Annotated in this window: 4 protein-coding genes; 2 read left to right on the top strand and 2 right to left on the bottom strand. The window is 71.6% G+C overall.

Features of this window, described 5'->3' with window-relative positions:
* Nucleotides 1–228, bottom strand: a 228-nt coding sequence (locus KBB57_RS19945; protein WP_290754127.1) for a hypothetical protein, incomplete at its 3' end; no start/stop codon positions are given.
* A gap of 192 nt (nucleotides 229–420) precedes the next feature.
* Between KBB57_RS19945 and thrS the strand changes: the two genes are divergently transcribed.
* Together thrS and KBB57_RS19935 are read left to right on the top strand one after the other, a co-directional pair.
* The gene (gene thrS / locus KBB57_RS19940; RefSeq protein ID WP_290754125.1) at nucleotides 421–2,391 is read left to right on the top strand and encodes a threonine--tRNA ligase; all 1,971 of its coding nucleotides are present in this window, start codon (nucleotides 421–423) and stop codon (nucleotides 2,389–2,391) included.
* Nucleotides 2,392–2,525: 134 nt separating this feature from the next.
* Complete coding sequence (locus KBB57_RS19935) at nucleotides 2,526–2,693, top strand: hypothetical protein (RefSeq protein ID WP_290754122.1); 168 nt, start codon at nucleotides 2,526–2,528, stop codon at nucleotides 2,691–2,693.
* 156 nt (nucleotides 2,694–2,849) lie between these two features.
* Here the strand turns inward: KBB57_RS19935 and KBB57_RS19930 are convergent.
* Nucleotides 2,850–3,247 (bottom strand): tripartite tricarboxylate transporter substrate binding protein (locus KBB57_RS19930; protein WP_290754119.1); only part of this gene is annotated, 398 nt, incomplete at its 5' end.

The following is a 3,247-nucleotide window of genomic DNA, read 5'->3' as shown; positions in this document are numbered from 1 at the left end:
TCCCTTCTCCCTTCTCCCTTCTCCCTTCTCCCTTCTCCCTTCTCCCTTCTCCCTTCTCCCTTCTCCCTTCTCCCTTCTCCCTTCTCCCTTCTCCCTTCTCCCTTCTCCCTTCTCCCTTCTCCCTTCTTCCTTCTTCCTTCTTCCTTCTTCCTTCTTCCCCTGACCTATCGTGCAGGTTCCCCCGCCCCTGGGGGCGGGGGGAAGGGGGGTGGGGAGAACGGCGCGCAACAGCGCGCAGGGGCCCCGCCCGCGCTTGCGCGGGCGGGGAGTCCGACTCCGGAGCGCAAAGGCGCTCCGTCGATTCTCCAGGACGGCCGATCCCCCGACGGGCGTGCGCCTTGACAGCAAAGGGGCCGGGGACTAGCGCTGCCGTCCCTGGACCCGGGCGTGCCGTAGGCGCCGAAACCGAAGGAGGCCGCGATGACCGACCTTGCCCCCGATGCGCGCGAGGTGGCGGTCACGCTGCCCGACGGCGCCGTCCGCCGCTACGAGGCCGGGGTCACCGCCGGCGACGTCGCCGCCGACATCTCGAAGTCGCTCGGCAAGGCCGCGCTGGCGGCGCGGATCGACGGCCGCCTCGCCGACCTCTCCACGCCGATCCGCGGCGACGCCCGCCTCGCCATCGTCACCGCGAAGGACGAGGCGGCGCTCGAGCTGATCCGCCACGACTGCGCCCACATCATGGCCCGCGCGGTGCAGGAGCTGTGGCCCGACACCAGGGTCACCATCGGGCCGGTGATCGAGAACGGCTGGTACTACGACTTCGACCGCAGCGAGCCCTTCACCCCCGACGACCTCGCCCTGATCGAGGCGCGGATGCGCGAGATCATCGCGAAGCGCGACCCGGTGCGGACGGAGGTCTGGGACCGCGACCGCGCGCTCCGGCACTACGAGGCGACGGGCGAGCGCTACAAGGTCGAGCTCGTCGAGGCGATCCCCGCCGCCGACCCGATCCGCATGTACTGGCACGGGCCGTGGCAGGACCTGTGCCGCGGCCCGCATCTCGCCCATACCGGGCAGGTTCCGGCCGACGCGTTCAAGCTCACCTCGATCGCCGGGGCCTACTGGCGCGGGGATGCGCGCAACCCGATGCTCCAGCGCATCTACGGCGTCGCCTTCCGCGCCAAGGCCGACCTCGACGCCTACCTGCACCGGCTGGAGGAGGCGGCGAAGCGCGACCACCGGCGCATCGCCAGGGAGATGGACCTCTTCCATCTCCAGGAGGAGGCGCCGGGCATGGTGTTCTGGCACCCCGAGGGCTGGAAGATCTGGCGCGTGGTCGAGGACTACATGCGCCGCCGGCTGATCGCCGCGGGCTACCGCGAGATCCGCACGCCGCAGGTGGTGGACCGGGTGCTCTGGGAGCGCTCCGGGCACTGGGAGACCTACCAGCACAACATGTTCATCGCCGAGGTCGAGGAGGAGCACGCCCGCGAGAAGCGCGTCAACGCGCTGAAGCCGATGAACTGCCCCTGCCACGTCCAGGTCTACAACCAGGGCCTGAAGTCCTACCGCGACCTGCCGCTGCGCCTCGCCGAGTTCGGGGCCTGCCACCGCTACGAGCCCTCGGGCTCGATGCACGGCCTGATGCGCGTGCGCGGCTTCACCCAGGACGACGCGCATATCTTCTGCACCGAGGACCAGATCGAGACGGAATGCGCGGCGTTCATCGACCTCCTCAGCTCGGTCTACGCCGACCTCGGCTTCGAGAGCTTCGACATCAAGCTCTCGACCCGGCCGGAGGTGCGCATCGGCTCGGACGAGGCCTGGGACAAGGTCGAGGCGGCGCTGGAGAACGCCATCCAGAAGGTCGGCCGGCGCTACGAGATCGACCCCGGCGAAGGGGCGTTCTACGGGCCGAAGCTCGACTTCAAGCTGACCGACGCGATCGGGCGGGAATGGCAGTGCGGCACCTTCCAGGTCGACCCGAACCTGCCCGAGCGGCTGGGCGCGGAATATGTCGGCGAGGACGGGGCGCGGCATCGGCCCTACATGCTGCACCGGGCGATCCTCGGCTCGTTCGAGCGCTTCATCGGCGTCCTGATCGAGCACTACGCCGGCCGCTTCCCGCTGTGGCTCGCGCCGCGTCAGGTGGTGGTGGCGCCGATCGTCTCCGAGGCGAACGGCTACGCCGAGGAGGTGGTCGCGGCGCTGCGGGCGCGCGGGGTGCGGGCCGAGGCCGACCTGCGCAACGAGAAGATCAACTACAAGGTCCGCGAGCACAGCCTCGCCAAGGTGCCGGCGATCCTCGCCGTGGGCTTGCGCGAGGTCGAGGAGCGCACCGTCTCGGTGCGCCGCCTCGGCGAGCAGCGGAGCGAGGTCCTCGGGCTCAAGGCGGCGGTCGCCGCCTTCGCCGACGAGGCGACGCCGCCCGACCTGCGGCGGACCTGACCCCGCCGGCCCGGCCCCGCCGTCCTGAGCTTGGCGCATGGCGGGGTTGCGCGCCGGGGGCTCGCTCCCGGCGCGGGCGAGGCCTAAGTCTCCGGTCGACCCGGCGCGACGCCGGACGAGTGGAGAGTGACGAGATGAAGGGCTTTCGCAAATTCCTGGCCGGCGTCGTGGACGCCCTCCTGGCCGTCGACGCGGCCCGCGCCGCCTCGGGCGCGGTCGAGAGCGGCCGCCCGCCGCTGGCGCGCGACCTCCGCCGCCTCGGCATCGACCCGCAGGCCTTCACCTCGATCGGCCACGGCTGACGCCGGGACGGGGCGACCGGCCCGCTGCGCACCCGTGCGAAGGGGCGACGTCCCTGATAACAAACGGGATTGATGAGATCGAAAGATCCGGGCGCGCCCGCGGGCCGCCCGGATCGGCGGCGGCCCGGGCCAAAAGGCGCCGGGCCGCCGCGCGGCCTACTGCACGAGCCCGATGTCGGTGAGGATGGCCTTGGTCTGCTCGATGTCGGCGGCGAGCTGGGTCTGGAAGGCCTCGCCGGCGAGGAAGCGATCGTCCCAGCCGCGGGTGGCGAGCTCCTGCCTCCAGGCCTCCGAGGTCGCCAGCTTCTCGATGTCCGCCGTGATCGCCGCCTTCTGCTCGTCGGTCAGGTCCGGCCCGGCCGCCACCATCCGCCAGTTCTCCAGCGCCACGTCGACCCCCGCCTCCTTCAGCGTCGGCGCGTCGACGCCCGCGAGCCGCTCCTCGCCGGAGACCGCCAGCAGCCGAAGCTGCCCCGCCTCGACCTGGCTCTCGAACTCGCCCCAGCCCGAGACGCCCACCGTCACCTGCCCGCCGAGGATCGCCGCCAGCGCCT

Origin of the sequence: Amaricoccus sp. (assembly GCF_017993425.1) — a bacterium.
Taxonomy (GTDB): Bacteria; Pseudomonadota; Alphaproteobacteria; order Rhodobacterales; family Rhodobacteraceae; genus Amaricoccus.
The sequence above is the reverse complement of the archived record's forward strand: the minus strand, read 5'-3'. Positions and strand labels throughout refer to the sequence as shown.

Bases quoted from the DNA above. Each gene is read 5' to 3' on its own strand.
- thrS (WP_290754125.1), top strand. From the start codon at position 421: ATGACCGACCTTGCCCCCGATGCGCGCGAGGTGGCGGTCACGCTGCCC.
- KBB57_RS19935 (WP_290754122.1), top strand. From the start codon at position 2,526: ATGAAGGGCTTTCGCAAATTCCTGGCCGGCGTCGTGGACGCCCTCCTG.